The sequence below is a fragment of the Vibrio sp. JCM 18905 genome, from assembly GCF_055393305.1.
This window is the reverse complement of the sequence record NZ_AP043878.1, coordinates 1,527,086-1,553,435: the sequence shown is the minus strand read 5'-3', so window position 1 is coordinate 1,553,435 and position 26,350 is coordinate 1,527,086. Positions and strand designations below refer to the sequence as shown.

22 protein-coding genes are annotated in these 26,350 nt (G+C 44.9%); 8 read left to right on the top strand and 14 right to left on the bottom strand.

Features of this window, described 5'->3' with window-relative positions; translation table 11 throughout:
• Positions 1 to 10: 10 nt before the first annotated feature.
• The 9 genes from ACZ5ZC_RS06780 to ACZ5ZC_RS06740 all read right to left on the bottom strand — a co-directional run bounded on the left by ACZ5ZC_RS06780 (position 11) and on the right by ACZ5ZC_RS06740 (position 10,527).
• Positions 11 to 847, bottom strand: coding sequence for an ABC transporter ATP-binding protein (locus tag ACZ5ZC_RS06780; RefSeq protein ID WP_005450080.1), 837 nt, complete (start codon positions 845 to 847; stop codon positions 11 to 13).
• An 11-nt stretch (positions 848 to 858) separates the two neighbouring features.
• Positions 859 to 1,824: an ABC transporter permease gene (locus tag ACZ5ZC_RS06775; RefSeq protein ID WP_012842517.1), complete on the bottom strand. Its 966-nt coding sequence runs from the start codon at positions 1,822 to 1,824 to the stop codon at positions 859 to 861.
• 80 nt (positions 1,825 to 1,904) lie between these two features.
• On the bottom strand, positions 1,905 to 3,269 hold the full coding sequence (locus tag ACZ5ZC_RS06770; RefSeq protein ID WP_104970777.1) for a CmpA/NrtA family ABC transporter substrate-binding protein: 1,365 nt from the start codon (positions 3,267 to 3,269) through the stop codon (positions 1,905 to 1,907).
• Between the two features lie 265 nt (positions 3,270 to 3,534).
• Positions 3,535 to 4,116, bottom strand: coding sequence for an ANTAR domain-containing response regulator (locus ACZ5ZC_RS06765; RefSeq protein ID WP_054868034.1), 582 nt, complete (start codon positions 4,114 to 4,116; stop codon positions 3,535 to 3,537).
• A gap of 74 nt (positions 4,117 to 4,190) precedes the next feature.
• Entirely contained in the window at positions 4,191 to 5,108 is a 918-nt protein-coding gene (locus ACZ5ZC_RS06760; RefSeq protein ID WP_464931537.1) for a dienelactone hydrolase family protein, read from the bottom strand.
• Between the two features lie 170 nt (positions 5,109 to 5,278).
• A complete protein-coding gene (locus ACZ5ZC_RS06755) occupies positions 5,279 to 6,232 on the bottom strand; it encodes a glycosyl transferase family protein (RefSeq protein WP_048625126.1) in 954 nt (317 codons plus the stop codon).
• Positions 6,229 to 7,134, bottom strand: a complete 906-nt coding sequence (gene cobA / locus ACZ5ZC_RS06750) for a uroporphyrinogen-III C-methyltransferase (RefSeq protein WP_256952362.1) — start codon at positions 7,132 to 7,134, stop codon at positions 6,229 to 6,231. The genes ACZ5ZC_RS06755 and cobA overlap by 4 nt, the downstream gene beginning before the upstream one ends.
• A 20-nt stretch (positions 7,135 to 7,154) precedes the next feature.
• The gene (locus tag ACZ5ZC_RS06745) at positions 7,155 to 9,800 is read right to left on the bottom strand and encodes a molybdopterin-dependent oxidoreductase (protein ID WP_464931536.1); all 2,646 of its coding nucleotides are present in this window, start codon (positions 9,798 to 9,800) and stop codon (positions 7,155 to 7,157) included.
• A gap of 292 nt (positions 9,801 to 10,092) precedes the next feature.
• Positions 10,093 to 10,527 carry a GNAT family N-acetyltransferase gene (locus ACZ5ZC_RS06740; RefSeq protein WP_005395641.1) on the bottom strand — a complete coding sequence of 145 codons (435 nt, stop codon included), beginning with the start codon at positions 10,525 to 10,527 and terminating at the stop codon, positions 10,093 to 10,095.
• Positions 10,528 to 10,908: 381 nt separating this feature from the next.
• Here ACZ5ZC_RS06740 and ACZ5ZC_RS06735 point away from each other — a divergent pair, with 381 nt between their 5' ends.
• From ACZ5ZC_RS06735 to ACZ5ZC_RS06715, 5 genes are all read left to right on the top strand, one after another.
• Positions 10,909 to 12,165, top strand: coding sequence for an aromatic amino acid transport family protein (locus ACZ5ZC_RS06735; RefSeq protein ID WP_150918067.1), 1,257 nt, complete (start codon positions 10,909 to 10,911; stop codon positions 12,163 to 12,165).
• Between the two features lie 616 nt (positions 12,166 to 12,781).
• Positions 12,782 to 14,695 carry a tetratricopeptide repeat-containing diguanylate cyclase gene (locus ACZ5ZC_RS06730; protein WP_395211210.1) on the top strand — a complete coding sequence of 638 codons (1,914 nt, stop codon included), beginning with the start codon at positions 12,782 to 12,784 and terminating at the stop codon, positions 14,693 to 14,695.
• Positions 14,696 to 14,702: 7 nt separating this feature from the next.
• Complete coding sequence (locus ACZ5ZC_RS06725; protein WP_012842508.1) at positions 14,703 to 15,044, top strand: hypothetical protein; 342 nt, start codon at positions 14,703 to 14,705, stop codon at positions 15,042 to 15,044.
• Between the two features lie 249 nt (positions 15,045 to 15,293).
• The gene (locus ACZ5ZC_RS06720; RefSeq protein WP_048625132.1) at positions 15,294 to 17,072 is read left to right on the top strand and encodes a S8 family peptidase; all 1,779 of its coding nucleotides are present in this window, start codon (positions 15,294 to 15,296) and stop codon (positions 17,070 to 17,072) included.
• 12 nt (positions 17,073 to 17,084) lie between these two features.
• Positions 17,085 to 17,540, top strand: a complete 456-nt coding sequence (locus ACZ5ZC_RS06715) for a hypothetical protein (RefSeq protein ID WP_054868032.1) — start codon at positions 17,085 to 17,087, stop codon at positions 17,538 to 17,540.
• Positions 17,541 to 17,687: 147 nt separating this feature from the next.
• Here ACZ5ZC_RS06715 and ACZ5ZC_RS06710 read toward each other — a convergent pair whose 3' ends face one another.
• The 3 genes from ACZ5ZC_RS06710 to ACZ5ZC_RS06700 all read right to left on the bottom strand — a co-directional run bounded on the left by ACZ5ZC_RS06710 (position 17,688) and on the right by ACZ5ZC_RS06700 (position 20,587).
• A complete protein-coding gene (locus tag ACZ5ZC_RS06710) occupies positions 17,688 to 18,617 on the bottom strand; it encodes an SRPBCC family protein (RefSeq protein WP_047009264.1) in 930 nt (309 codons plus the stop codon).
• Positions 18,618 to 18,705: 88 nt separating this feature from the next.
• Positions 18,706 to 19,947, bottom strand: coding sequence for a sensor histidine kinase (locus tag ACZ5ZC_RS06705; protein WP_464931535.1), 1,242 nt, complete (start codon positions 19,945 to 19,947; stop codon positions 18,706 to 18,708).
• On the bottom strand, positions 19,919 to 20,587 hold the full coding sequence (locus tag ACZ5ZC_RS06700; RefSeq protein WP_464931534.1) for a response regulator transcription factor: 669 nt from the start codon (positions 20,585 to 20,587) through the stop codon (positions 19,919 to 19,921). Before ACZ5ZC_RS06700 ends, ACZ5ZC_RS06705 begins: the two co-directional genes overlap by 29 nt.
• Positions 20,588 to 20,677: 90 nt before the next feature.
• Between ACZ5ZC_RS06700 and ACZ5ZC_RS06695 the strand changes: the two genes are divergently transcribed.
• A complete protein-coding gene (locus ACZ5ZC_RS06695) occupies positions 20,678 to 21,877 on the top strand; it encodes a DUF5666 domain-containing protein (protein WP_464931533.1) in 1,200 nt (399 codons plus the stop codon).
• A 159-nt stretch (positions 21,878 to 22,036) separates the two neighbouring features.
• On the opposite strand, the gene ACZ5ZC_RS06690 is transcribed toward ACZ5ZC_RS06695, so the two are convergent.
• A complete protein-coding gene (locus ACZ5ZC_RS06690; RefSeq protein ID WP_054868029.1) occupies positions 22,037 to 23,086 on the bottom strand; it encodes a hypothetical protein in 1,050 nt (349 codons plus the stop codon).
• Between the two features lie 438 nt (positions 23,087 to 23,524).
• Here ACZ5ZC_RS06690 and ACZ5ZC_RS06685 point away from each other — a divergent pair, with 438 nt between their 5' ends.
• Together ACZ5ZC_RS06685 and ACZ5ZC_RS06680 are read left to right on the top strand one after the other, a co-directional pair.
• Positions 23,525 to 23,986, top strand: coding sequence for a hypothetical protein (locus tag ACZ5ZC_RS06685; protein WP_054868028.1), 462 nt, complete (start codon positions 23,525 to 23,527; stop codon positions 23,984 to 23,986).
• A 93-nt stretch (positions 23,987 to 24,079) separates the two neighbouring features.
• On the top strand, positions 24,080 to 24,553 hold the full coding sequence (locus tag ACZ5ZC_RS06680; protein ID WP_005395626.1) for a copper chaperone PCu(A)C: 474 nt from the start codon (positions 24,080 to 24,082) through the stop codon (positions 24,551 to 24,553).
• A 340-nt stretch (positions 24,554 to 24,893) separates the two neighbouring features.
• Here the strand turns inward: ACZ5ZC_RS06680 and yegD are convergent, their stop codons facing one another.
• Positions 24,894 to 26,246, bottom strand: a complete 1,353-nt coding sequence (gene yegD, locus ACZ5ZC_RS06675; protein WP_006742470.1) for a molecular chaperone — start codon at positions 26,244 to 26,246, stop codon at positions 24,894 to 24,896.
• Positions 26,247 to 26,350: the final 104 nt, after the last annotated feature.

Genomic DNA, 26,350 nt, shown 5'->3' with positions numbered 1-26,350 from the left:
CGCTGCCTCCTTATGCCGTTTGCGCTGCGGTTTTGGGTTTGTCTTCTTTCGAAGCAGGAATCTCGACTTTGGATTGCTTCTCGTAAAGGAACTTCAGCACCGCTTGTCGACACTTTTGATACTGCGCATCATCCGCCAGTGCTACACGCTCGCGAGGGCGAGGTAGATTCACTTCTAACACTTCACCAATGGTTGCCGCCGGCCCGTTAGTCATCATCACGATTTTGTCGGATAGCAGCACCGCTTCATCCACGTCGTGGGTAATCATGATGACGGTGTTGTTTAGCTCGGCTTGAATCTTCATCAGTGCATCCTGTAAATGCGCGCGTGTTAGCGCATCCAACGCGCCAAATGGTTCATCCATCAATAAAACCTTTGGTTGAAGTGCCAGTGCTCTCGCGATGCCGACTCGCTGCTTCATACCACCAGAGATTTCATCCGGCTTTTTGTGCGCGGCATGCTGCATTTGAATCAACTCTAAATAGTGATTCACTTGTTCCTGAATCCACGCTTTGCCCTTTTTGCCGGCAATTTGTTTTACTGCGAGCTCAACATTTTGATACACGGTGAGCCAAGGCAATAGTGAATGGTTTTGGAACACAACCGCACGGTCAGGTCCCGGTCCAGCTACTTCTCGTCCATCGACGATCACGCCGCCGTCTGTTGGCATGTGCAGTCCTGCGACTAAGTTCAATACCGTTGATTTTCCGCAACCAGAGTGGCCAATCAGCGATACAAACTCGCCTTTATTGATTTGTAAATCGACGTTCTTAAGCGCGATGAATTCGCCATCTGGCGTTGGGAATCGCATCCCTAAACGCGTTAGATCTAATAATGCTTTTTCCATGATCTTTTCCCTTATCTCAACGCTTGTTGTTTATTCCAAGACAGCCACTTTTGAAGTTGCAGCATGCCTCTATCGAGCATCAAACCAATAAAGCCGATAGTGATGACCGCCACCATGATGCGACCCAATGATGCCGAACTGCCGTTTTGGAACTCATCCCAAACAAACTTGCCCAACCCAGGGTTTTGCGCGAGCATTTCTGCCGCAATCAACACCATCCAAGCTATACCTAAAGAGAGACGTAAACCTGTGAAGATCATTGGAATGGCAGAAGGCAAAACGATGGTGCGAATGTGTTGCCACCACGAAAGTTGAAGCACTTTACTCACGTTGATTAAGTCTTTATCAACGCTCGTCACACCCACAGCGGTGTTAATCAGCGTCGGCCACAAGCTACACAGCGCCACTGTGATCAGAGAGTTAATGAACGACTTAGCAAACATCGGGTCATCACTCACATAAGTGGCACTTACAACCATGGTAACGATGGGTAGCCAAGCCAAAGGTGATACAGGCTTGAGCAATTGAATGATTGGGTTGAACGCTTGATACAGCCCTTGATTAAGACCAAGCACGATACCAAGCGGAATCGCGATAACCGTCGCCAGCAGAAAGCCCGCTGTCACAGTCACTAAGCTCGTCACGATTTGGTCGAAGAACGTCGGCTTACCTGTGTAAGGACGAATCTTCACTTCCGCGTCTGGATTCTTGGCTAACTTCGCAGCATTTCGTTTTTCCTGGCGTTCGATAAACGCTTGTTCTTTTTCTCGCTCTTGCCAATGGTCATCGACAAGGTTGCTGAACTGCTGAAAAGTTTGCACTGGTCCCGGTAGCGTACCTAATGAAGTTTGCACTTCTCTCGCTGCTAAGTGCCACATTGCCAAAAAGATCAGCAAGCCAATGACGGGCAAAAGCACCAACCGACTTCGGTTCACTACCTGCTTAGCAGGAAACAGGGAAATGACATTACTAGACATACTCACTCCTAAGAAATTTACATCCTTGTTATTGCGGGCAGACTCACCTGCCCGCTGTATTTTTTGTAGGACTGCTCATCCTAAACTTTGTCTTTTCCTTTAAGCCCGATAGAGAACTTCTCTAGATATTTATTTGGCTCGCGACCGTCATAAACGATGTTGTCGATAAAGTGTGTTTGTGGCGCGCGAAAACCATCTTCAGCGCTGAAATCTGGGAAGTCTTTTTTGCTCAACACACCATCTTCAATTAGCGCTTGAGCTGCTTGTTGGTAGATATCTGGACGGTAAACCTCTTTTGCCACATCCATGTACCAATCATCGGATTTCTCGCTTGAGATTTGCCCCCAGCGGCGCATTTGGGTCAGATACCAAATCGCATCGCTGTAATACGGATACGTGGCGTTATGACGGAAGAACACGTTGAAGTCTGGCACGTCTCGTTTGTCGCCTTTCTCGTATTCAAATGTGCCCGTCATTGAGTTGGCGATAACTTCGGCATCCGCTCCAACGTATTCGCTTTTTGATAGCATCTTCACTGCTTCTTGGCGGTTGGCATTGTCGTTTTCATCCAACCAATGTGCAGCTCGAATCAAGGCTTTCACTACGCGAATGTGCGTGTTTGGATACTTCTCAGCCCAAGCTTTAGAAACACCAAACACTTTCTCAGGGTTGTTCTTCCAGATCTCGTAGTCGGTCACGACTGGCGTACCAATGCCTTTAAATACGGCTTGTTGGTTCCATGGTTCGCCTACGCAGTACCCTTTGATCGTGCCCGCTTCCATTGTTGCTGGCATTTGTGGTGGCGGTGTAACACTCAAAAGAACGTCAGCATCCAACTGACCACTGTTGTCACCGGATTCTGGTGCGTAAAAACCTGGATGAATCCCGCCTGCCGCTAACCAGTAACGCAACTCATAGTTGTGCGTCGATACAGGAAACACCATACCCATGTTGAACGGTTTACCTTTATCCAGATAGCTGTCCACAACTGGTTTTAAGGCATCCGCTTTGATTGGGTGAACAGGTTTGCCATCTGGTTGTTTTGGAATGTATTGCTTCATCTGCTCCCAAGTATCCTTGGAAACCGTGATTGCGTTGCCGTTCAAATCCATACTGAACGCGGTAATCACTTCCGCTTTTGTGCCGACACCAATCGTTGCGCCCAATGGCTGACCAGCAAGCATGTGCGCGCCAGCAAGCTCACCATCGATGACTCGGTCTAAGAGCACCTTCCAGTTTGCTTGCGCTTCTAAAGTGACGTACAAGCCTTCGTCTTCAAAAAAGCCTTTCTCATAAGCAACCGCCAGCGGTGCCATATCGGTTAACTTAATAAAACCAAACTTCAGGTCTTCAATTTCTGGCTCACCCAACTCTGCCTTTACGCTGACCGTGGTGAATACCGATAACGAAATTGCTGACACTTTCAGCATCGAACTCCATTTCATTGGTTTGCTCCCATAAAAAAAGCGCCACTACTCCGAAGAGCAGTAGCGCCGTTGCTAAGTCTACAATTACCGCCGTTGATAATTGAGATAAGCGATTCAACAATAAACCCGTTTTAACTAATCCAAGTACTGTGCCAACTTATTTTTCACAGTAAATACAATAAATTAGCATATCCCGCAGTTCGTTATCCCCCGTTATTGCTTGCTGATAGTGCAACACGCACCACGTTAGAAAATGCCCCCTAATCCCAAAGTGGTAGGGCAACTAATCCAACACTTCCAAAGTAGTTATCAAATTCTTGGCAACTTGTGCGAGCGTTTGGCTTGATTGCATGGCTGAGCTTCTGAGCGCTTTATAAGCCTGTTCTTCATCAACACTGTGCATCTTCATCAGCAGACCTTTGGCTTTTTCCACCAGCTTGCGCTCTTCAATCTTATGGGTCAGCGATTCAATTTCCGATTGCATACTTTCGAATTTCGCTCTCACTAATGTCGCATGTTCAATCCAGGGTTGAAGTGCAAACTCACTATCATGTGGCATGAGAACATAGTCCATTTTTTCTGATAACCGATTGATATCATTAGATGATAGTTGCTTCAACACGATAAGGAGTGGTGCCGATTTTCTGCGGCAGAAATCGACGATCAAACGCAGTTCCGCGGTTGGTTGCTGCCATCCAACCACAACGCTTGCCGACGGTTCTCGTTGCATTAACGTTTCTAGTTGTGCCAATTGGCAGCCGATGATGTTGTCGTAATCTTTGCTCAATAAGCCGGACAATCGAGCCTGCTCTTGGAGGCTATCACAGCATACTATGATGGGTGTTTTTGACGTTGATTGAGTCATGCACATTCCTTGTTTATATCTCACTCACTAAGAGAGACATAAACAAGGAATGTGCCAACTAAAGTAGACGCGTTTTAACTAGAGGCGAGATGTTCTTTGAAGAAGCCGAGTGTGCGCTCCCAAGCGAGTGCTGCTTCTTCCGGTGCGTAGCGTGCTGTTGAGTCGTTATGGAAGCCGTGGTTGACGTTTTCATACATTAACGCTTGATATTGCGCATCGTTCGCGATCAATTGCTGCTCATAGGCAGGCCATGTGTCGTTAACACGCTTATCGAGCCCTGCGAAGTGAATCATCAACGGCCCTTTGACCTGCTTTTGAATCTCTTGCGCCGCTGGTGTTCCGTAGAAAGGCACACCTGCATCCAGCTCTTCTGGCATTACCGCTGCAAGCATATTGACGATGTATCCACCGAAGCAGAACCCAACTGCGCCCAATTTACCGTTCCCACCCTCGTATTGTTTGAGGAAGTTAGCGGCTGCAATAAAGTCTTGTTCGATCTTGGCTCTGTCCATCTCTTTCTGCATGGCGCGACCTTCATCGTCGTTCCCCGGATAGCCACCGAGTGGATAAAGCGCGTCAGGAGCAAAAGCAATAAAGCCATCTTTCGCGAGTCGCCTGGCGACATCTTTGATGTATGGGTTTAGACCTCGATTTTCATGAATCACCAACACAGTCGGCGACTTTAAGGTCTTCTTCTGTGGCACAACCAAATAGCCGTTACCTTCCCCATGTCCATTGGGCGAGGCAAAGGTTTCATAGGTTGCTTTGATCTCAGGATCATTAAAGGAAACTTGCTCTGCGAGTGCATAATTTGGAGTCAGAGCATCAACTAGGGCCGTCATACTAAAACCTAAAACGGCGAGGCCACCAAGACGGTTGAGAAACTCTCGGCGAGAGATTTTGCCATGCGCGTATTCGTCATACCAATCGAAAGCTTCTTGTGGAATGGGATGTGACGCCTTGTTTTTAGAATTTGAGTGCTTTAGAACCATTATCCTTGTCCTCATTTCTTATCGAAAAGTAAACTCATCAGGCCTCACTGATGTTTGCCCCAACCAGCTGTGAGACACTTCAAGTGATAAATACATCACTGACAAGCTTAAACAAACAATAGATAAAGGATTCCGATCCAACAACGTTTCGCGGTTAGCTCGTCACAGGATTAACTGCCACAACAATAGTTTTCCCAATAAGCAAACGCACGTTCAAAGGCCTGTTCCCTATCGTGCACTTGAGCAAAGAGCACAACGGTCATCGTTGCCAAAACCGTATTCGCCATTTGGTTCATGTCATCTTCTGACGTCCCAAACGGACAGTTCGTAGGCATTGGCACCTCAGACAGCATTTGCTCCGTCCAGTAGTGCGATGTCACGCCGCTTGTTTGGCTTAACCATACCGTTTGGCTTACTTTCGGGTTGTATTCTGATTCGCCCGATTGCCCTTTGAATGACACAACAGCGTGAGCTGTTTGACCGATTTCATATTCGACTTCTGCATGAAGTTGTTGGAAACCAGGATGGAAGCTACCACGAATACCAACCGTCGCCTGCCCCGGATTCAATGCACGAACCACGGTATTAATCGGCGTTCTCAGCCCATAACGATTCTTCCAACCGATCATGGTTTCTGCTTGTGGAGCAAATGCGCTGAGCGGTAGATACACGATGTTTTGTGTTTCTAAGACACGCTTTGCTTCTTCTGCTGATTCCGCTTTCTCGATAGCAAACTTGTCGAGGTAGTCTTCAGCGTGTAAACGCCCAGATTGACGGTCGTGATAGCCATGCATCAGCACTTTATGACCATTATCGGCAAGGATCTTCGCTGCCAACAGGTGCCAAGGCTGACCTGCCGCTTCACGTTTGCCTGCGTAACATGGCCAGTCGATGTCTGCACCAATAGCAGGCATGCGGGATTGGAATGCTTTTACAAAGCCAGCGATTTCTTGTTGAGTCTCGTTTTGTACGCGGATCAGCATCAGCAGCATTGCCATTTGATCATCATCGCACTCTCCGTTTAGGTATTCATCCATAACTCGAAACGCTTGATCAAAGTTCAGTGGTTTTCTACCACGTTCGCCACGACCGACTGTTCTGATACATTCCAAAATGCTGCTCATATTCCCTCGTATTCCGTCACTGACTGTACGGTTTCTATTAGTTGTTCGCGCAGTTTGACAACTTCTCCCATCACAATCAATGCTGGGCTGATGCCTTTAAGTGTAATCGATAACTCATTGAGCTGATTGAGTTGGGTAACATGAACTTGCTGCTGAGGGCTGCAACCATGAGTGATGACCGCAACAGGGAAATCTTGGTTCAAACCAGCGCCGACTAAACCGATTTGTATGTCTGCCGATTTTTCTAATCCCATGTAGAACACCAATGTTTGTCCGCTTTGCATCAGTTGGCTCCACGCTTCAAATGCGCCTGTTACCACTTGCCCCGTCACAAAGGTAACGCTGCGAGCAACGCCGCGATGAGTCAGCGGAATCAAGCTGTTTGCTGAACATCCAATCGCAGCAGTAATACCGGGGATGACTTCGTAAGCGATAGAGTGTTTGACGAGCGCTAACGCCTCTTCGCCTCCACGACCAAATACAAAAGGATCTCCCCCTTTTAAGCGCACAACTCGCTTTCCTTGCTGAGCGAGCGACACCAACAAATCACAGATTTCTTCCTGACCAATACTAGGTTGTCCGCATCGTTTGCCCACGTAAATCCAATCGGCTTGTGGCGAGGCCAACTCCAAAATATCTTTGTTTACCAGACGGTCGTACAACAGCACCTCTGCCGACATAATCGCTTTCACTGCCTTCACGGTTAACAAGTCTGGATCGTGCGGTCCTGCTCCGACAATCGACACAAAACCTTTGTGGTTCGCGTCGAGGTCTACTGAGTGGTCTTCTAAAAGTTGGTTCAGTTTGCTTGCTTGGTCATGCTTAGAAAAGCGAGACGAGCGATCTTGATTCTGGTCCGCTTGTCCTTTCTTAAACCAAGACTTTTGATAAGGCGCTTCCATGTGCTTATCCTCTTTATGATTTACTTTATTTGCATCGCCAGACTTTGCTGGCTCGCTTGCTGTTTGCCCTTTTGATGCTGATGGCTGTCGACCATTTGTTTGATTTGAGAGACGCACGAGCCACAGTTGGTACCGCATTTTAGTTTGTTTTGAAGTTGGGTCAGTGAAGTGCAGTCTTGTTTCTCCATCGCGTCATGTATCTGTTTATCAGTAACACGGAAACAACTACAGACCAGTTTGGCACTGCTTTGCGATTGAGTGATGGTAAGCAGTTGCGATAGCTCCATCGGCTTGCCAATCAAGCCGGTAAAGTTGGTGTAGTCGGTTTGAATCGGTTCACTAGACACCACCAAAACAGAGCGAATGATACGAACGTCTCCAACAAGATCGTAATCCACTGCTAGCCAACCTTGGGCAATATCAATCGTGATCCTGCGGCTCTTTTCCGTTCGACAAAAACTCTGCTTTTTTGGTCGTTTATCGTGTGCGAAGCGCCAGATGCCCAAATTACTTTCTGCTTGAAATGCGCTGTAGAGAAACTTGCCGGAATCAAACTGTGTCCCGATGAACATACCGTAGGTTTTTACCGCTGCGTCTTGCACTTCAACATAAGACGACTTAAACGCAGGTTGCCCAGAAATAGGGTCTTTTGCGCTGTTTATTATCGCGTTAACACTGCTTTCACCGCCATATCGGCCCGCCCAGTGCATTGACATAAACAGCTCCTGAAAACCTAAACCTTCATCAATGGCAACTTTGGCATAAATACCGGTGTTTGAAGTAGGCTGAAACAGCTTGGTGAGTTGTCCTGCTTTTAAGCGATTTTGAGTGGCGGAGAGTGTATTCATGTACACGGTTGGCTCTAACTCAGAGGCGGCTAGGTGTGCGATATGCCCTGTACGCGTCATGGTATGCCATTGGTCGCGTTGCCTACCCGTATTGAGCCACCAGCCTTTTGTTCTCTCTAAGCGTTGAGGTAATTCGCTGGTGACGACAAAACGCGCTTTTCCATCTGGGTGTGAATAGATTCCATCAGCAAAAGGGCGCCCTCCTCCCCATTGAGTCGGTACCCACTCTTCGTATTCTTGCTCGGTTAAGTTCGCGTGTTGAGACAGGTCGAGCTTCAATGGCGAATCTGCATTCATACCTGTCATCGCCGCATATTCCCTGAATACCGCCCGCTCAGAAGTAAACGCAAAGCCATTTTGTGTTTTTTCCAATGTACACAGAGCTTGTCCGACTTGGCTTATCGCCCACCAATCTGGTTTTACTTCACCAGGTGGTATTTGAAACTGACGTTGACGAGACATTCTACGTTCAGAGTTAGTCACCATGCCTTGCTTTTCACCCCAACCAGCCGCTGGCAATAAAACATCTGCATATTTAGCAACGTCCGACTCCGCGGTAATATCAGACACAATCACAAAAGGACAAGCCTCTAACGCGCGCTTAACCATCTGATTATCAGGCAAAGAAACCACGGGATTGGTTGCCATGATCCACAGAACTTTAATCTCACCACGTTCTACCGCCTCAAACAGCTCGACGGCTTTTAATCCAGGCTTAGTGGCAATTTCGGGTGAATCCCAAAACGCTTGGACTTGCTTTATAGAATCTGCGTCAAAAGCGCGATGAACCGCTAGTTGGTTTGCCAAACCACCGACTTCTCGCCCACCCATCGCATTCGGCTGACCTGTAATAGAAAACGGCCCACAACCTGACTTAGCAATTTTACCTGTCGCCAAGTGTGCATTAATGATTGCATTGCCTTTATCGACACCATTTTCGGCTTGGTTAACCCCTTGGCAAAACAGCGTGATTGCGGTTGGGCTTTGTGCGAACCATTGGAAGAATGTCGTGAGTTTTTCTTCTGAAATACCAATGGAAGACGTTAAATTAGTGACATCGTAACGCAAATCAGAAACTTCTTCTGCAAGCGCATCAAACCCGTCGGTATGGGAATTTATGTATTCAGAATCAATACATTGCTGCTCGATAAGAAACTTGAGCAGCCCATTAAAAAGTGACACATCCCCATCGTTTTTAATCGGTAGATGCAAATCCGCTTGCTGCGCGGTGACCGTTTCACGCGGGTCAATAACCACTAATTTAAGGTTTGGATTATTCTCTCGCGCTTGCTGAACACGACGGAATAACACGGGATGCGTCCAAGCGGTATTCGCACCGCAGATGATCAATAGCTCAGTCTTATCAATATCGTCGTAATTGACAGGAACCACATCTTCGCCAAATGCGCGTACGTGAGCAGCAACCGCCGAAGACATGCATAAACGGGAATTGGTATCGATGTTCGCGCTACCCACGTAACCTTTCATGAGTTTGTTGGCGACGTAATAGTCTTCCGTCAACAACTGGCCTGACACGTACATAGCGACGGAATCCGGTCCAAACTCTGCTTTCGCTTGATGGATCTCTTGTGCAATTAAGTCTGTGATCACCTGCCATGATACTTCTTTTTCCCTTAGCTTGGGGTAGAGCAATCTTGAAGGCATTTGTAAGCTTTCTGCTAATGCGACACCCTTTACACACAGTGAACCGGAATTGGCCGGATGAAGCGCATCTCCAATAATCTTGTTATTGCTGATTTCAATTCCGCAGCCTACTCCGCAATACGGACAAGTTGTCTTTCTACACCCTTGTGACATAACGCCTCCTGCGCGACTAATCCTAAATTACAGGCAAAAAAAAGCCTCTCCCGAATCGAGAGAGGCAGCAATGCCTTTAACGCTGTTAGTACATTTTCAAAAGTAATACCCTATCCCGCTCTCGCCTGCTATAGAGAGCGGCGCATCGAGTTAACGATGAACATTTATCTCAAAGCAAACGAGGTGCCAAGATTGAAAATCATTAATTTACAAAACGTTAGAATGTAAACAACTATTGCAAAGTAATACCGCGCACTGATTGAGTGCAAGTTTCGTTCATTATCGTGCAGGGTTACTTTACTAATTCCATGACCAATCTAGACTCTTCGTCACCGAAATAATGCGCTTCTTCTTTTAATACTTTGAAGCCAAGGGAGAGGTACAAAGACAATGCAGGCTGATTATTCGGATCGACCGTCAACTTCACACTTGAGCCCAGCTTTAACGGCGCGATGGCACTTTCAATCAGAGAACGCGCAATACCCTTACCACGATGTTGAGTATCGACAGCCAGTGACATGATCCAATATTGCTGCGCATTTGTGCTCGTCGTCAGCAAAATATATCCTGCGACTTGCTCCCCCTCTTTCGCCACTAGTAAGCTTTCCCCCCAACAATCAAAAGCTTGTCGAAAGAAAAATTGAGGATAGGCATGTTCTCCAAACAAAGTATTTTCAAGCGTATACACAGCCAATAAGTCGTCTTTATGTGCAGACAGAATGTCCATTCAATGATTCCTCCTTTAACATTTGTGGCGGCAGTATATACCTAAAGCTCATCTAAATGCAGGACTCATAGACCTGCCACTTGCTAGCCCTACAATATGCACCATGGCTCATTAAGTAAGAGCAAGCTTCTTTAGCATATACATCCATGATTAAGTTTTAACCACGAAATCAAAAACCACCCATTAGTAAAAATTTGAAATATAACACCAATTTATTACTCAGATATCAGATTAAAATTCTAGTTTTTAAAAAAATTCATAGTTTGATAAGTTACAACCACCCCTTATCTTCAGCATGATTCACCACACTTCCGATGTGATAACAAACACCAAAACCTATACCATTCTCCGCATTATTATTTTTATAAAAGCGAGTTTTAAGTGAAAGAATCTCGAAATGCGTTAAATTCCAGTGAATTAAACACAACAACATCTTGGTCAAAACACGATACACATTGGGTCCTTAGTCTGTTTGGAACAGCCGTTGGTGCAGGCATTCTATTTCTGCCGATCAACCTTGGTATTGGCGGGTTTTGGCCGTTAGTCGCAATGGCTGTGCTTGCTTTCCCAATGACTTATCTTGCCCACCGTGGTTTAGCTCGCTTTGTACTGTCTTCCAAGATCAAAAATGCAGACTTTACTGATGTAGTAGAAGAGCACTTTGGCGCAAAAGCGGGTCGCTCTATTTCACTGCTGTATTTTCTTTCGATCTTCCCGATCCTGTTAATTTACGGTGTCGGTATTACCAATACCGTAGACAGTTTTATGGTTAACCAAGCTGATATGGCTTCTTTGCCTCGCCCTCTGCTTTCAGGTGCACTAGTGTTTGCATTAATTGCCATTATGATGGCGGGCGAAAAAGTCATGCTACGGGCTTTTGCCATTATGGTTTACCCATTAGTGGCTATTCTTGCCTTTCTTTCATTTTACTTGATACCAAACTGGACCATGCCAATCATGGACGCCCCTGAAGCGTCTGCTTTTGCTAGCACTATGTGGTTAGCGGTTCCTGTGGTTATTTTCTCGTTTAGTCACGCAGCTGCGATTTCAAGCTTTGCAAATGTGCAACGTCGCCATTATGGCGATCAAGCGGATGCGAAATCCGAAGTAATTCTTCGACGCACTAGCATCATGTTAATTGCGTTTGTGCTTATTTTTGTCTTTTCGTGTGTATTAGCGCTGTCACCAGAGCAATTGGCTCAAGCTAAAGAACAAAACGTGTCGGTGCTGTCTTATTTAGCCAATGCAACAGACAACCCATTTATCGCAACGCTTGGTCCTTTGGTGGCTTTTGTTGCTATCACTTCCTCTTTTCTTGGGCACTTTTTAGGTGCACGCGAAAGCTTAAATGGTTTAATTACCAAACACTCTAAACTGTCTGAAAAGCGGGTTGATCGTATCAGCGTTGCAGTACTTTTCTTTTCAATCTGGGCAGCAGCGATCATGAACCCAAGCATTCTTGGTATGATGGAAGCGTTGTCAGGGCCTGTTATCGCGATGATCTTATTTATTATGCCAATGTTAGCGGTATACAAAATCGATTCATTGAAACAATATCGCGGAAATGGCTCAACTTACTTTGTTTTAACTGCGGGCATTGTAGCGGTAAGTGCATTGATTTTTAGCTTCTTCAGCTAAAAAGTAGTTATTAGGTTGGATTTTCAGGGGAATACCTTATACGAGATTAAGGTGATTCCCTGAATTTTCTTACTCTTAAGCGGGTAACCATCGTTACCATTGACTCTTAAATAAGAGCAAAAACGCCCGCAATCATAAGTACTGAAGCGATACAAGTGCGGCCAATAATACCGAAGTGTGAAGGTTGAATCATTTCATTATGCATAGTTAATCTCCTGTTTATTATAAAAGCCATTTTTTATTGGCTTAATAACACTATGTCTAATATCGAGTTTTTTAACAACCCATACAAACATTAAATATTTATGACAGAAAGATAATTTTTTAGCGAACCAGCCATCTTTCGAGATGCGAATCGCACCGACTAAATGATGAAACTTACACCACTAACAATGTTCGACACACTAGATTCGTCGTACTGTTTATCTTGTCGTTAAATCAATCTTTCCACTTTTGAACAGATTTATCATTATAAATCATAATATTAGCCTCACCTTTCGCGAAACTTTCTTCACAAGCCGTTTGTAACTCGGAATCCATCCGCACTTAGCCAATAAGAAGTGATAGACTTACCTAGTATTAGGGTTAAACGAGATCACATTTTATTAATAAGCTCATGCACTTTCCGATTAAAACGCTAACTTGCGCGCTGTTCTCAGTACTTGGATTCTTCTTCCATCCAACCCATGTACTTGCCAACACAGAAAAACAGAGCTACCTGGAAGAACACATTTCTCCTCAAAGCAGCTCCATGCTCAATCTCTATTTTCGTTCAATGGGTAAGCCGCGCTCAATTGAAGAAGATGAATTAGTTGCGCCACAGAATGCGTCAGCGGAATCTCTTGCGCTTTATTACTTTGCGCGCCTATACCTAAAGCGCTACGAAGGCGTTCCGCTGCCCAAAGATATGCCTGATTTAATTGAGTTTGGGACAGAGCATAATTTACCGTGGGTAGTCGCTGAAGCACAGCTTAATAAAGCGGTAACCATGATTGAACTAGACGACAATTGGAATGCAGAACTTGTACTCCATGACATCATCGCTGAAGCCCGCGATCTCGGCTATTTAGCGCTAGAAGGAAGAGCATATCGCTGGCTAGGGAACTTAGAGGTTTCACGGAATCAACTACGTAGCGGACTCAAGTATTACCGAACCGCCTATGAGTTGTTAGAGAGAACCGTATTTGAAATGCAAGTTGCCATGACGCTGAATAACATCGGTACCGTCTATATCGATGCATCCGATTGGGCTCGCGCCAGTAGCTACCTTACGCAAGCACTCGATACCTATTTAAACAGCGAATATCAATATGACAACAGCCTTTTCATTGGGGTTATCTACGCAAACTTAAGTATTGTTCACTTAAGCAGTGGAGATAGCGAAAAGGCAGAACACTATTTTAATGAAGCAATCCGACTCTCAATGCAAACGGGGTCAGACGTCATCAAACACTATTCATTATCCAGCTTCTCACAAATGTTAAGTTCGATAGGGAAAATTGATGAAGCGTTGATGGTTGCACAGCGTTGCGTAGCTCTCCCTATCACGGGAAACGTAGAGGCGAAGAAAATGCCTTGTTATGAAGCATATGCAGAAGCATACCTCGCAGATGAACAATACGATAAAGCTATTTCGACAGCTATCAACGTACTTGAGCAAACTAAATCAACCGATGAGCTAGAAATACGACAGCGCATTGATATGCTGTCGGTCCTAGTAAACGCGAATCAAACCCTTAATAATTTTGAAGCGGCTTTTCGTTACTTAACTCAATTAAGAGAGCTAGAAGCTGAATTTTCTCATCATATTCACGGCGAAGAGATGATTAACATTAAGTTTGACCTCGAAGCTAAGTTAGCTCAAAAAGAACTCAAGCTACTAGAAACGAAAAATGCGTTGCAAGCCTCAGAGCTGCGCTCACAACGCTATAGAGAAATGTTCTACTTTATCGCTATCGCAGCGATTGGTGTCGTTGGCTTTCGTTACGTACTGCGCGTTAGGCGTATTAATAAGGCACTCACTCAAGAAAATACTACCGATCCATTAACTCAACTGCACAACCGTCGCTACCTTCCCATTTGGCTGGATAAAATGGCTCGTAGAAGCCCAGATAGAACGTTTGCCTTAGCCGTATTAGATATCGATCATTTTAAAACGTTTAACGATGAATATGGGCATGATATTGGCGACAAGATGTTAATGCATATTGCCAGGTTATTTAATGAATCGACTCGCTCTGGTGACCTACTCATCCGTTGGGGTGGAGAGGAGTTTGTCTTATTATTTGAAGTAAACAGAACTGAAGATTGCGCTAAATTCTTGGATCGATTGAGATATATCGTGGAAAACACGCCACTAGTGGTTGACTCTAAGTCACTAAACGCGACAATTTCTCTCGGAGCTGTCGACAGACTGTCCGTAAAAACTATTCAACAAGAATGGGATCAATGGTTTTTCTTCGCAGATCAAGCTTTGTATGACGCAAAGCAAGCAGGAAGAAATCGCTTCGTTATTCACCCGACGTCATAAGAGCAAAATGAAAAAAATCCTAACCATCGCTATTTTTGCGCCTGCACTTCTCACTGCGTGTAGTAACCATCAAGCCTCTCAACTGGGAATGCGCAGTAGCAGTGTTAACGTATATGCCCAGCAAATGAGTAACACTCAGTTGTGCGAGACCCTCTACTACAACCGTGCAACCAACCAAACCAAAGTTGCGATTGGCGCTGAGTTTAACCGACGTGGTTTAAACAAGAAGTGGTGTGATAGTGAGTTCAATAAGCTATACATCAAAAAGTGGATTGATAACGTGTTACCCAAAGAAAAGGCCAAACCGAAGAAACCAATGGCGACAATTCAACCCGCTTCAACTAAATAATCCTTCCTCTCAAAGCAGACAGTACGACCGTATTTTCTGCTTTTTACTTTTCATGCGTGCGCTATTCGACATTAAAAAACCCTATAATTTCAGTGAATTAACACTGACTCATGTTGTTCGTCGAACTTTTGATGTAAACAAGTTGTAAATGGTTTTCGTCCTTATTCTTTGTCGTTAGCTTTGTTTATTCCTGTTAGAGGAATATGAAACAGGAGCTAAAAAATTCCAAACAAAGACATGAGGTCAAAAATGGAAATACGCATTAACCGCCTATTTGCTGCTATGTTGGCAGTAGGCATTGCACCTGCCGTCTCGGCGTTTGATCCACTCTATTCTGAACAATGGCACTTAGACAACACAGGGCAAACTGCTTTTGCAGCTAACCCAGCAGTTGCTGGGAACGACCTAAACACCAAGCTCACTCAAGCAATGGGTATTGCGGGTATTGGTGTAAAAGTCGCGGTCATTGATTCTGGAGTGCAGATCGATCACCCGGATCTTGCAGGTAATATAGTTACAGGTAGCAGAAATTTCGTCGAAGACTCTTCTTTCCCATTAAGTTATCCGGTTGATACCAATGGTCACGGCACTGCTGTAGCCGGTTTGATCAGCGCAGTCGGCAACAATGGTGAAGGTGGACGCGGTGTTGCTTCTCACTCTTCTCTTATTGGTTTTAACTGGTTAGCCAACCAGACATTAGAAGGCTGGCTAATCTCTCACGGCATGGACCCTGCCACACGCGATGTTCGTGTATTTAACCAAAGCTACGGTTTCAGCCCGATCAACCCAATAACTTTTGATGAAAGCGATCCTCAACTTAAACTTGAAATGGACGTGATAAAAAATGTCAGCGAGAGTAACTCATGGGGACGCGGTGCTGTATTTGTTAAGTCAGCCGGCAATGGTTATCGCTATTTCAATGCGGGAAGATTCTTCGTGTTGCCAAGTAACTTCTTTGCTGGTGGAGACAACCAAGGCTTGCCGATGCACAACTCCGCTCAGTCTTATGACAACGCCAACTACTTTAATTTAATCACCAGTGCACTACGTGCGGATGGCACGCGAGCGAGTTACTCATCGGTGGGATCTAACGTATGGGTTGCCGCACCAGCAGGTGAATATGGGCAAGACTTCCCTGCCATGGTCACCACCGATTTGATGGGTTGTGAAGAAGGGCAAAATACCAGCGACGGCCTTGGTATCAATGGCTTACACGGCGGTACGGAGCTAGACCCGAACTGTAACTATACCAGTACAATGAACGGAACCTCGTCGGCTGCGCCAAACACGTCCGGTGCCATCGCGGCAATCATGTCCACAAATCATGCACTTTCTGCTCGTGATGTACGTGCTTTACTAGCAGAAACAGCAAAAGTAACAGATAAAACGCATCCAGGCGTACAACTTGAATTTACTAACCACAAAGGTGAACAGGTTAGCTACGAGGCTATTTCTCCTTGGCAGAAAAACGCTGCAGGCGTAGATTTCCATACTTTTTATGGCTTCGGCGCTGTCGATTTGGATGAAGCAATGCAACGTGCTCGCATGACGAATCGTGTTTTACCGCCTCAAGTTATTACGCCCTGGGTTAATAATGCTAAAGAAGTCAGTGTACCCGATGCGAGTCTGGCTGGCGGTTCATCAAGTATCGCTATTGCCGATGATCTGAAGGTAGAATCCGTTCAAGTGAAATTGACATTAGACCACTCTCGCCTGCCCGACTTAGCTATCGAGCTCGTTTCGCCATCAGGGACTCGTTCCGTTTTGCAAACACCACGTAATGGTCTTGTTGGTCAATCTCTTGACCCAACGATTACTGGCTACAAAGACCAACTAATGTTGTCTAACCAGTTCTATGGCGAAGATGCAAAAGGCGAATGGACATTACGAGCAATCGATACGAATGGCGACGAAGTCTTTTCTTACATTGCATATTTTAACTCTTCAACCATCTATGACGTTCCGATGGCAAACAACGCTCAGCCAGGTGTTATTAAGAACTGGTCGATGCGCATCTTTGGACACTAAGGAGTCAATTACATGAAATACATATCATTTTCTATGCTGGCTCTTTCTATGATGACGGCTAGCGCATACGCTGAGCAACAACTCTCTCAACAACCCGCACCTGAACTGTTTGTGCCTTCAGAAGCGGTTGAGATTAATGGCCAAGATTATCGCAAGGTGCAAACGGGTACAGCTAGGAGCCTATCCGAAGAAGTAAAACTTCAAGCCGGTGATGAAGTGTTTAAGAATGCGTTTAGCAATGTATCCAAGGCCACTGGACTGGTTTACATCACGGTAAACAACTCTAACGAAGCGAAAGCGGTCGCCAAAGAGCTAAAGCTGGAAGTTGTCTTCGCAGAGGGAGAGTCTGCGGTATTAAAAGCATCTCAAGATCAAGATCTACTAAGCATTAGCGACTATCTAAACGCAGACAGCCGGGTAAAAGCGTCTAAAATTGAACTAAACAGCGGTAAGTACCGTGCACAATAATTCTCTAGCAAGAGAAGTTGGCTGATAAAACCATGCCTCAGCGATTGCTGAGGCATTTTTATAGGTGGGTATAGAGACCCTCTTTTTCTTTTGTAGATTACTACGGAACTAGCATGATATTTAGGGGAGCGTGTCCGGCTGCGCCTGTCATTTCTTAAATAAAATAACTTCGGTTCTTAGTTTATCCTGCGTGGTTTCTTGCGGATTATCTAAGTAGCGCTCAATCCCTAATGGACTGGTTTTGGCTTTCATACCACTCTGACGAACCAAGTTCATCGCTAAAGCCCATGCATTTCCCAAAAACTGATATTCCCCACGGTGCTCGACGACAAATGTTTCACTCTCAGGTATGGTACCGGAAACCGCTCCCTCTGGCGCAGTTACCGCGTTATCAAGTGGTAAGCAAGTGATAAACTCAAACGTGCCTTTCTGCATATCCATCGACTGGTAATAACAAAATAACTCACCGTTCACAGATAAGCCCTTGTCATCAACTATCTGCTTTAACTTGTGAACTTGTTCTTCTATTACCGGACCTAGTTCTGGAATGCTGGCCTCGCCTTTAATTCCGATGTAATGAACCTGAGGCTGAGTTCGATTACCAATTTCAACCAAGTCTGAGAGCACTTGCCCGGTTTCAAGTTTGCTTTTAAGCATGCGTAGCCCACGTTGATAATCCATCTCTATCATCGACTTAAACATACTTTTCAAAAAGAACAGATACCAAGGAACGCGTGATTGCATTTGCCATTCGACTAAACAACCATCTTGTGACGGCGTCACTATTAGAGTCACCTTTCCGTGACTCTTAATTGGGCGAAAGAAATGAAGCTCCATATCTAACCGATGTTCTTGAGTGCTTTCAAGTACGATGGCACCAGTCCCAATACGCTGACCATTCCATTGGTAACCGGCTCCAACGTGACCTTGATTATCGCTGAATGTCAGCTCGCAGCTCGGTTCAAGAATGATCCAAGGTGACCAATCAGGCCAGTTATTAAAATCCTTGAGATAGCCAATAATCTCGCTTTGATTCTTATTAATTTCAATACTTCTGCTGACCTGATAAGAAAGCATAACGGTTCCTCAAGTTTCCGCGTCACTAACTTCAGTCTAATTCAAATTCCAGTTTTTTCTTGTTTGACTGTGGGTTAGACGCACAAAGCTAGGAACGGAATTCCACTTTCGCACTAAATCGAACACCATCATCGTCCAGTATTAACGCCCATCCCATCCGTTCACATATGCGTTGTACGATAACAAGCCCACAACCGTAGCCGGCGTTGTACGTCTCGTTACCATCGTGACGATTCAGGATCTTAAGAGCATGACCTTTCAACTCAATTTCAATATCCCCTACACTATAGCTAAAGGCGTTTTTAATCAGATTGTTGATAACAATGGTCACAAAACTCTCTGGAGCCGTCACTACATCACTATGTTGTTCGTGCAAAGAGTAGTTCGAATCTTGCTTGGCAAATAAAGGAGCCAGCTCTTCCAGTTGTTTTTGTAAACAAGTAAGAAGCTGATGCTCTCCGTAATGCTGAGGCTCTATTTTCTCTTTACCTAGCAAGAGAAACGCTTCTGTCAGTACGCGCATGTCTTCACAAGCTGACTGCATTCTCGCGATGGCTTTTTGCGCGACTCGAGGTTGTTCTGGGATACGCGTTAGAATGTCTGTTGAGCCTTTGATCACCATGATTGGCGTTCTCAACTCATGCGATGCAAAACGACTAAATTCTTGTTCTCGTTTGAAATAGCCCGCGATATCGTTTTTATTATCCAGCAAAGTTTGCTCTATTTGGCGTGTCTCGCTGAACTTGGTTTCAACTTGGAAAGCGGGTTGATCCGGTGACATTTGGCTGATTTTGTCTTCGATTTGCGCTAGTGGTCGAGACAATATTCGCACCATATAAATGCCATACCCGACCATAACAAATGAAAATAAGCCACCGAGCAGTAGCGTAAACTGATGCAGCGAGCTTTCGTATTCGTCGAGGTAATCATCGGAGTCATCTTGAAACACAATGTACATAAGCCCCTTCCCTGAGGGGTGTTTCAATACGACAAAGTGTTTGTCTTCTTCACCAAGCAGATATTCGTAAAAACCGGGCGAAGTAAAAGAGAGCAACCAATCCGGTGTCGGTGCTTCACTCCAATATGAGTTGAACTCCAATACGTTTGGCAATGGCGCATCCCAGCCCTGTTTCTCGAAATTCTCACTATAAAGCGCAGCTTCAGTATCAAGCCAGTGATGTAAACTCAGCACTTCAAGTTTGTTTTCTGCCACATAAATCAGCGACCAAAAAAGAGTAAACATCACAAGCGTCATCACCCCAAAACCCCAACGGATCTTGCGATAAATACTTGGATATTCGTTATGCTTTAAGTCGGTAACCTTGTCCATGAATAGTCTCTAATCGTGATTCTTCAAAACCTTTGTCTAACGCGGTTCTTAAACCATAAATATGGCTACGAAGTGCATCACTTCCGGGTGGTTCATCTCCCCACACACTATCGATCACTTCTGTGCGCGAAACCGATGCTGGAGCACGTTGGAGAAGTAACTTTAAAATCTTGGTTTGAATTCGGCTCAGCTTAATTTCTTTGTCTTTTCTCGTCACTTTGCCTGTGCGCGCATCTAAACAAATGTCCGCAAACTTGAGCGTGCCAATATCTTGCCTTGGACCGCGATTAGCCAAAGCATGAACACGTAAACTAAGCTCTTCCATCGCAAATGGCTTCATTAAATAGTCATCGCCTCCCGCTTTAAATGCCGCGATTTTGTCATCTAACGTATCTTTTGCGGTTAGGAAGAGGATTGGCGTTCCACAGAGCTGATCTTGTCGAAGTTTCTGTACCGTACTAATGCCATCGAGCTTAGGCATCATGATATCCATAATGATTACATCGTAATGATTATCCTCGATTAACTTCAGTGCGGCCTCACCATGATACGCACAATCGATAATCATGCCTTCAAGCTCAAGATAGTCCGCAACCGTCTCCGAGACATTGTGGTTGTCATCTACAATTAAAATTTTCATAAAAATCACATTTCTTCACGATCTCTTCACGATATGCCCAATAAGATACAGGCAATTTCCTAAACTAGCTCGTAAATTGAGGTTAATACAATGAAAAAACTCGCTCTTATTTCTGTAGTAGGTTTGGCATTGTCTGGTTGTGGTGGTTCAGGTGGTGGCAGCAATAGCGATAGCACACCAACTCAACCAGTAGTGAAACCAAGTGTAGCGATTGGCTCTGTTGAAGCGGTCAACGCTGAAGAAAACACGTTAACCGTCAATGGATATACATACCATGTGTCTGGGGTGGTTTATGGCGATACATCAATGCAATTGGCCGATGTAGAACCAAAAATGATGGTTCAAGTAGGAACAGATGTTCGTAAAGCGTCTGACGATGGCTTCTTAGTAACACTTGAGCCAACCATTACCGGACGTGTTACAGCAATTGATTATGTGAAGAAAACATTTACGGTAAACGGCGTAGATCTGCAGTTTGACGGTTTAAGTGATGATATAGAGATCAACGACTGGGTGATGGTGTCATCCTTGCCGACTGCTGATGCGGGTTATCGAGTGTTGTCTGTGGTCGAAATCGACATAGATAACGATTACCCAACTCTTGGAAGCTACTACGAACTGGAAGGTCGCATTACTAGTATCGATGAAAATGCTGGCACGTTTAAGCTTGGTACAAATATAACCGTATCTTACGACAACATTAGCCAACTTAGCATCGGCCAATGGGTGGAAGTAGAAGGTGAAATGCAAAACGGCATCTTCATGGCAAATGAGGTAGAAGTTGAAGGCTACGACGTCATAAGCAATGACAGCGATGTGGAAGGCATCGTGACTTGGGTTGCAAATGATTACAGTGAGTTTTCATTAAACTACCGAGGTGCATTCTTCATCGATAACGCAACACGATTTGAAGATGGCAGCAAAGCGAACCTAAAACAAGGCCAAGAAGTGGAAGTAACGTCTGTCATGAAAAATGGCAAACGCATCGCTACCGTTATTGAGTTTGAGCAACCAGACTTTGACGATAACAACCAATGGCAAGGTAAAGAATTTGAATGTGAAGGATACGTATCAAACTACGATGCTGAAGCAAGAACATTTGACATCGAGCGTTGCGAAAACGACGCAGATCAATTGCTAAACAACACGACCGTTGTAATTGATGCACAAACACGCTTCCAAGGCATCGAAGAACTTAACCTAAATGGTGCTCGTGTCGAAGTCGATGGTGTAATCATCAACGACCAAAATATTGCCCGTGAAGTTGAGTTGGACGTTTACGACAACTGATCCCTTCTACACTAGAGAAAAAGTGTCACTTCGGTGGCACTTTTTTGTTTTTCTATTTTTTAAATCCTCTCTCTTCTTTTGGCTCACTTTAGTAGCGAAACCTTACAGTAAAAAAAGAGCGCCGATTGACGCTCTTTCCGATCTCTAATTGATAACCAATTATGCTGTCTCTGTCTGACCTATCCAATGATAATGGTGGTTGGCTTTTTTACCCACTAAACCGAGCTCTGCCAATTCCTCAAACACCTTGTCTACCTCTTCCGCAGATAACCTAAATTGTTTGGCAACGGCTTTTTTTGTGCACGTAATTTGATGCGTTTTAAGTGCATCGCTCACTTGCTCTAACAGAGTTTTCGGTTCTTTTGGCTCTTCAGGCTCCGGCGTTACTGGTATTTCTTGCGCTTCCTCCTCTTTGATATGAGGAAGATACCCCGCTGGCTCTGGATCGATATCGCGAACCGTTTTCAGTATCATGCCCTCATTTCGGCGATAGAAATGTCTGAACCGTTGCTCTTCACCAATCAGGCCGACAAAAAATGCAGCAAAGAAATCCAACAGAATCGAAAGAAATACAACCAAGCCAAGCTGAGCTTGCTGAGAGGTGGTACCAAATGCGTTGGCTAGGCTATCAATCAAACCAATCACTGAGCCTTGCGTGACCGGTGGCAAACTATCACGTTCCATAGCCAAGCGTTGCTGCTCTTCGCGTAAGGTTTTGTTTTGCTCCTGAATGCGAGTTACACCGGTCGCGATACGCTCCATCTCGATGTATTTCTGCGCTGCCATATTGTTGAGCTCAATCTGTTTATCGATTGCCGCAATTTGGCGATTAAACGCGTCCACTTTCGCCTGCTCTACCGAAATATGGCTTTGTGCGCTGTTTGTTGCACTGTTAATGCCACCAATACTACCGCCAATGGAGATCGCAGCTAAGACTAAATAAAACACGAGAGCGGTTGCCGCCCCTGTATAGTTGCGATGGGCTCGGCGCTCACCGTATTCATACCAGGCGTAGAACTTACCCGCTTCAAAAATAATCGCTAAACCACCAAATAAGGTTTGCATCATCGGGTTTTCGTCGATCGACAAAAACAGCAATAGAGAAAAAATAGTCGATGCTAAAATCGCAGCACCAGTGAATGCGTATACACTCACCATGGCAAATCGACCTTTAGGGTATCGATATCCAATCTGTTGTTCGTATTTCATTTGAGAAATTTCTTAAGATTAATCGCCCCTCCGACTAAGTAGGACGGACGTTCTGGCATGTACAAAGGAGCGCAGAATACCGTATCCTTTATTAAATTACTGTCATAATTCCGTTAATGGAAAACAAGTGAAGATTCGGTGTGCATTTTGAATCGATATCAGCCAAATCTAGCACGTAAAAACACCACCACGACACCCACTAACCGAAGCTTCAGTGACATATAAGAGAGATTAATTCGGTATCTTCAAAAGCGACTAGACAAGACTGACAAGTTGAATTGGAGGTTGTGAATGCCAGCCGAATCAAGACATTAAAGCGTTAATAACAGGCAATAAAACAAATAATGCACACTTGCATCACCTTTTAGTAAACTGATAATTACATTGTTTGGTTAATTTGTTAGTATCCCGCGCCGAAGAAGATAAGCACTCAATTGTATGGAAAACACTCTAATACAGCATAAACACCATCGCTTGCACGCTATTGCGGTTATTATCGCGGTGTTGTTTCAGTTGTATTTAGCGTCCACAGCGACTCTTAACCCAACACAAGTTCACAACACAACATGGCTTAACAACGTTCAAAGTGAAAAGGTCTTACTGTGTACCGCAGATGGTTTCAAATGGGTGGATATCAATACGCTGATTGAAGCTAACGCTCAACCTTCTTCTACGCTCATTCAAGATCTTAATTTACATGAAGGCTTTCAGTTTGAGTGTCCGCTTCTTCAAGCAGTTCAATTCTTTCTTTTGGTTGCGATTGGGCTATACCTGACTACCATCCATTGGCAGCGCCGAGTCAAGAAAGCTCTGACGCCTTACCGATTTTCAAAATGCGATAAGCTCGTTTACAAACACATCGCGCCTAAGCACTCTCCGCCGAGTGTTTTTCCTGCCTAACAGGCATCTAATCATTAACAACTTTATTCAAAAATAACGATGACTCTGTTTGTTGTCCATTCAGAGAAGCTATTCATTCAAAAGGAAAAACACATGCTTAAATCATTTAAAACCGCCGCTATCGCGCTTATTGCTGTCATCGCTAGCCCACTGAGTTTAGCGCACGATTATGAAGCAGGAAAAATTCATATCGACCATCCATGGAGCCGCGAAGCGCCACCAAACGCACCTGTTATCGGTGGTTTTTTTCAATTAACCAACCACGGTGACAGTGAAGATGCATTGATCGCAGCAGAAAGCCCAATCGCAGGACATGTCGAAATTCACACGCATAAGAAAGAAGATGGTGTGATGAAAATGATTAAGATTGACGAAGTGCGCGTTCCAGCCAATGACTCAGTGTTGTTTAAGCCAGGCAGTTTCCATTTAATGATTTTCAATCCAACACAAGCGCTCAAAGAAGGTGACCGCTTCCCTATGACGTTAACATTCAAAAACGCGGGTAAAGTGGAAGTAGAAATGGCGGTTGAAAAACAAGGTCACATGGAAAAACACATGCACCATTAATGACGTAAACAAAAATGCCCGCTGATTTAGCGGGCATTTTTATTTCAGCTTAGTAAAAATCATTATTCCGATAGATCATAACCCGATTCTTCTGAATAATGGCAGCTAGTAGCGCTTAGCGAGACGAAGTCATATACATAACAGCATGCTCGGACAATAGATTCTGAATCACGCTCGTCCCTCGCGGTTCAGAATGACATTGAAAGATTTAAGAACCCCCAAAAGGTTCCCTACTCACATGAAACTCAATCTCTCAGCGAAGTCTTCCAACCATCATTTGACAAGCCTAAGCGAAGCCATAAATTTGGTAACAATGCCCATAGCACAATTAGCTTTCTTTCTACTTGAAACAGACCTCAGCCCAACGAGCTAGGCCAGCAGTGACCGAGCCAAAATAATTTCCACTGACAACCGGAATATTTGGCAGTACAGTTTGCACCGCATCGCGCAAAATTGGCGAGCGTGCCGAACCACCAGTCATAAAGATAGCATCGGGTTTCACCCCAGCTTGCTCTACCGCTTCTGTCACCAACGCCGTCATTTTATTCTTCGGCGACTGAATCGCTTCGATCATTTCGTCTCGTTGCACATCGACTTCAATCAGTTCTGACAGTAAGTTGATGCCAGTTCGGTAAGATGCTTGTTCTGAAAGCGCCACTTTCGCTTCTTCGGCACGGCGAACAATGTTATAGCCTAAAGACTCATGATACACCTCTAGCAAACGAGCAAGCTTTTCTGGCTCTTGAGCCTGCTTTTGAAGCAACTTCAACGCGGATAGGTTCTCTCGCGAATAGAAATCACTCTGCGCTTCTACATTGTTGATTGCTATCGGGTTCCAAAATTGGGTGGTCGGCATCACAATACCTGACTCCATTTTGCTTTCCATGCCAAACGGGAACATGAGCTGCTTAAATGCTAACGCGATATCAAGATCATTCCCGCCGACGCGCTGGCCACTATGAGCTAACAAGCTTGCGGTCCTATCCGCTTTGCCACGCCAAGACGGCCCCATTTGAATCAACGAGCAGTCCGTTGTACCACCGCCAATATCGACCACTAGAATGGTTTTGTCTTCGCTGAGTGTCGCTTCATACTCTAGGCCCGCCGCGACAGGCTCAAACTGAAACTCCACATTTTGGAAGCCCGCACGTTTCGCTGCCCGCAACAAAATGCGTTCAGCCTGAATGTTAGCCGTTTCACCGCCACGCCCATGGAAGTTAATTGGCCGGCCGATAACAGCATCGGTAATACTTTGCTGCGCATCGTTTTCGGCTTGCGACTTAATATTGTCCATCATCGCGCAGACAAGATCTTCGAAGAAAGCCAATTGCACGTCACGCAAGCCAGAAGCGCCAAGAAAAGACTTCGGCGACTTTACGTAATAGATATCACGAGGATCTTCCAAATAGAGATTAAGCGCCGCCTGACCAAATGCAATGTCGTCAGATTCGAGATCAATACTTTCTTCTCTGTTTAAATTGATTGCCCGGCGTAAAACCTGCTCACCAACTTGATCTAATGGTTTAATATCTCGATGGCGAAATAAGTGCTCGGATACCGATTCACGAGTCGGTGCAGCAAGGGTGGAAGGAATAAATGGACTGCTCCCTTCTAGGTTAAGCATTACTGGCTCACCCGATTCCATTTTTGCCACTGAACAGTTTGCAGTGCCATAGTCAAAGCCGATAAACATAGTTCCTCCCACTAATAAGGGCCTGTAGACCGTTAAAAAGCCGGCAATGCTAACTTAATGGCATAGGAATTACTATCCTAAAATCGTGTGTAATTTAACGTGGC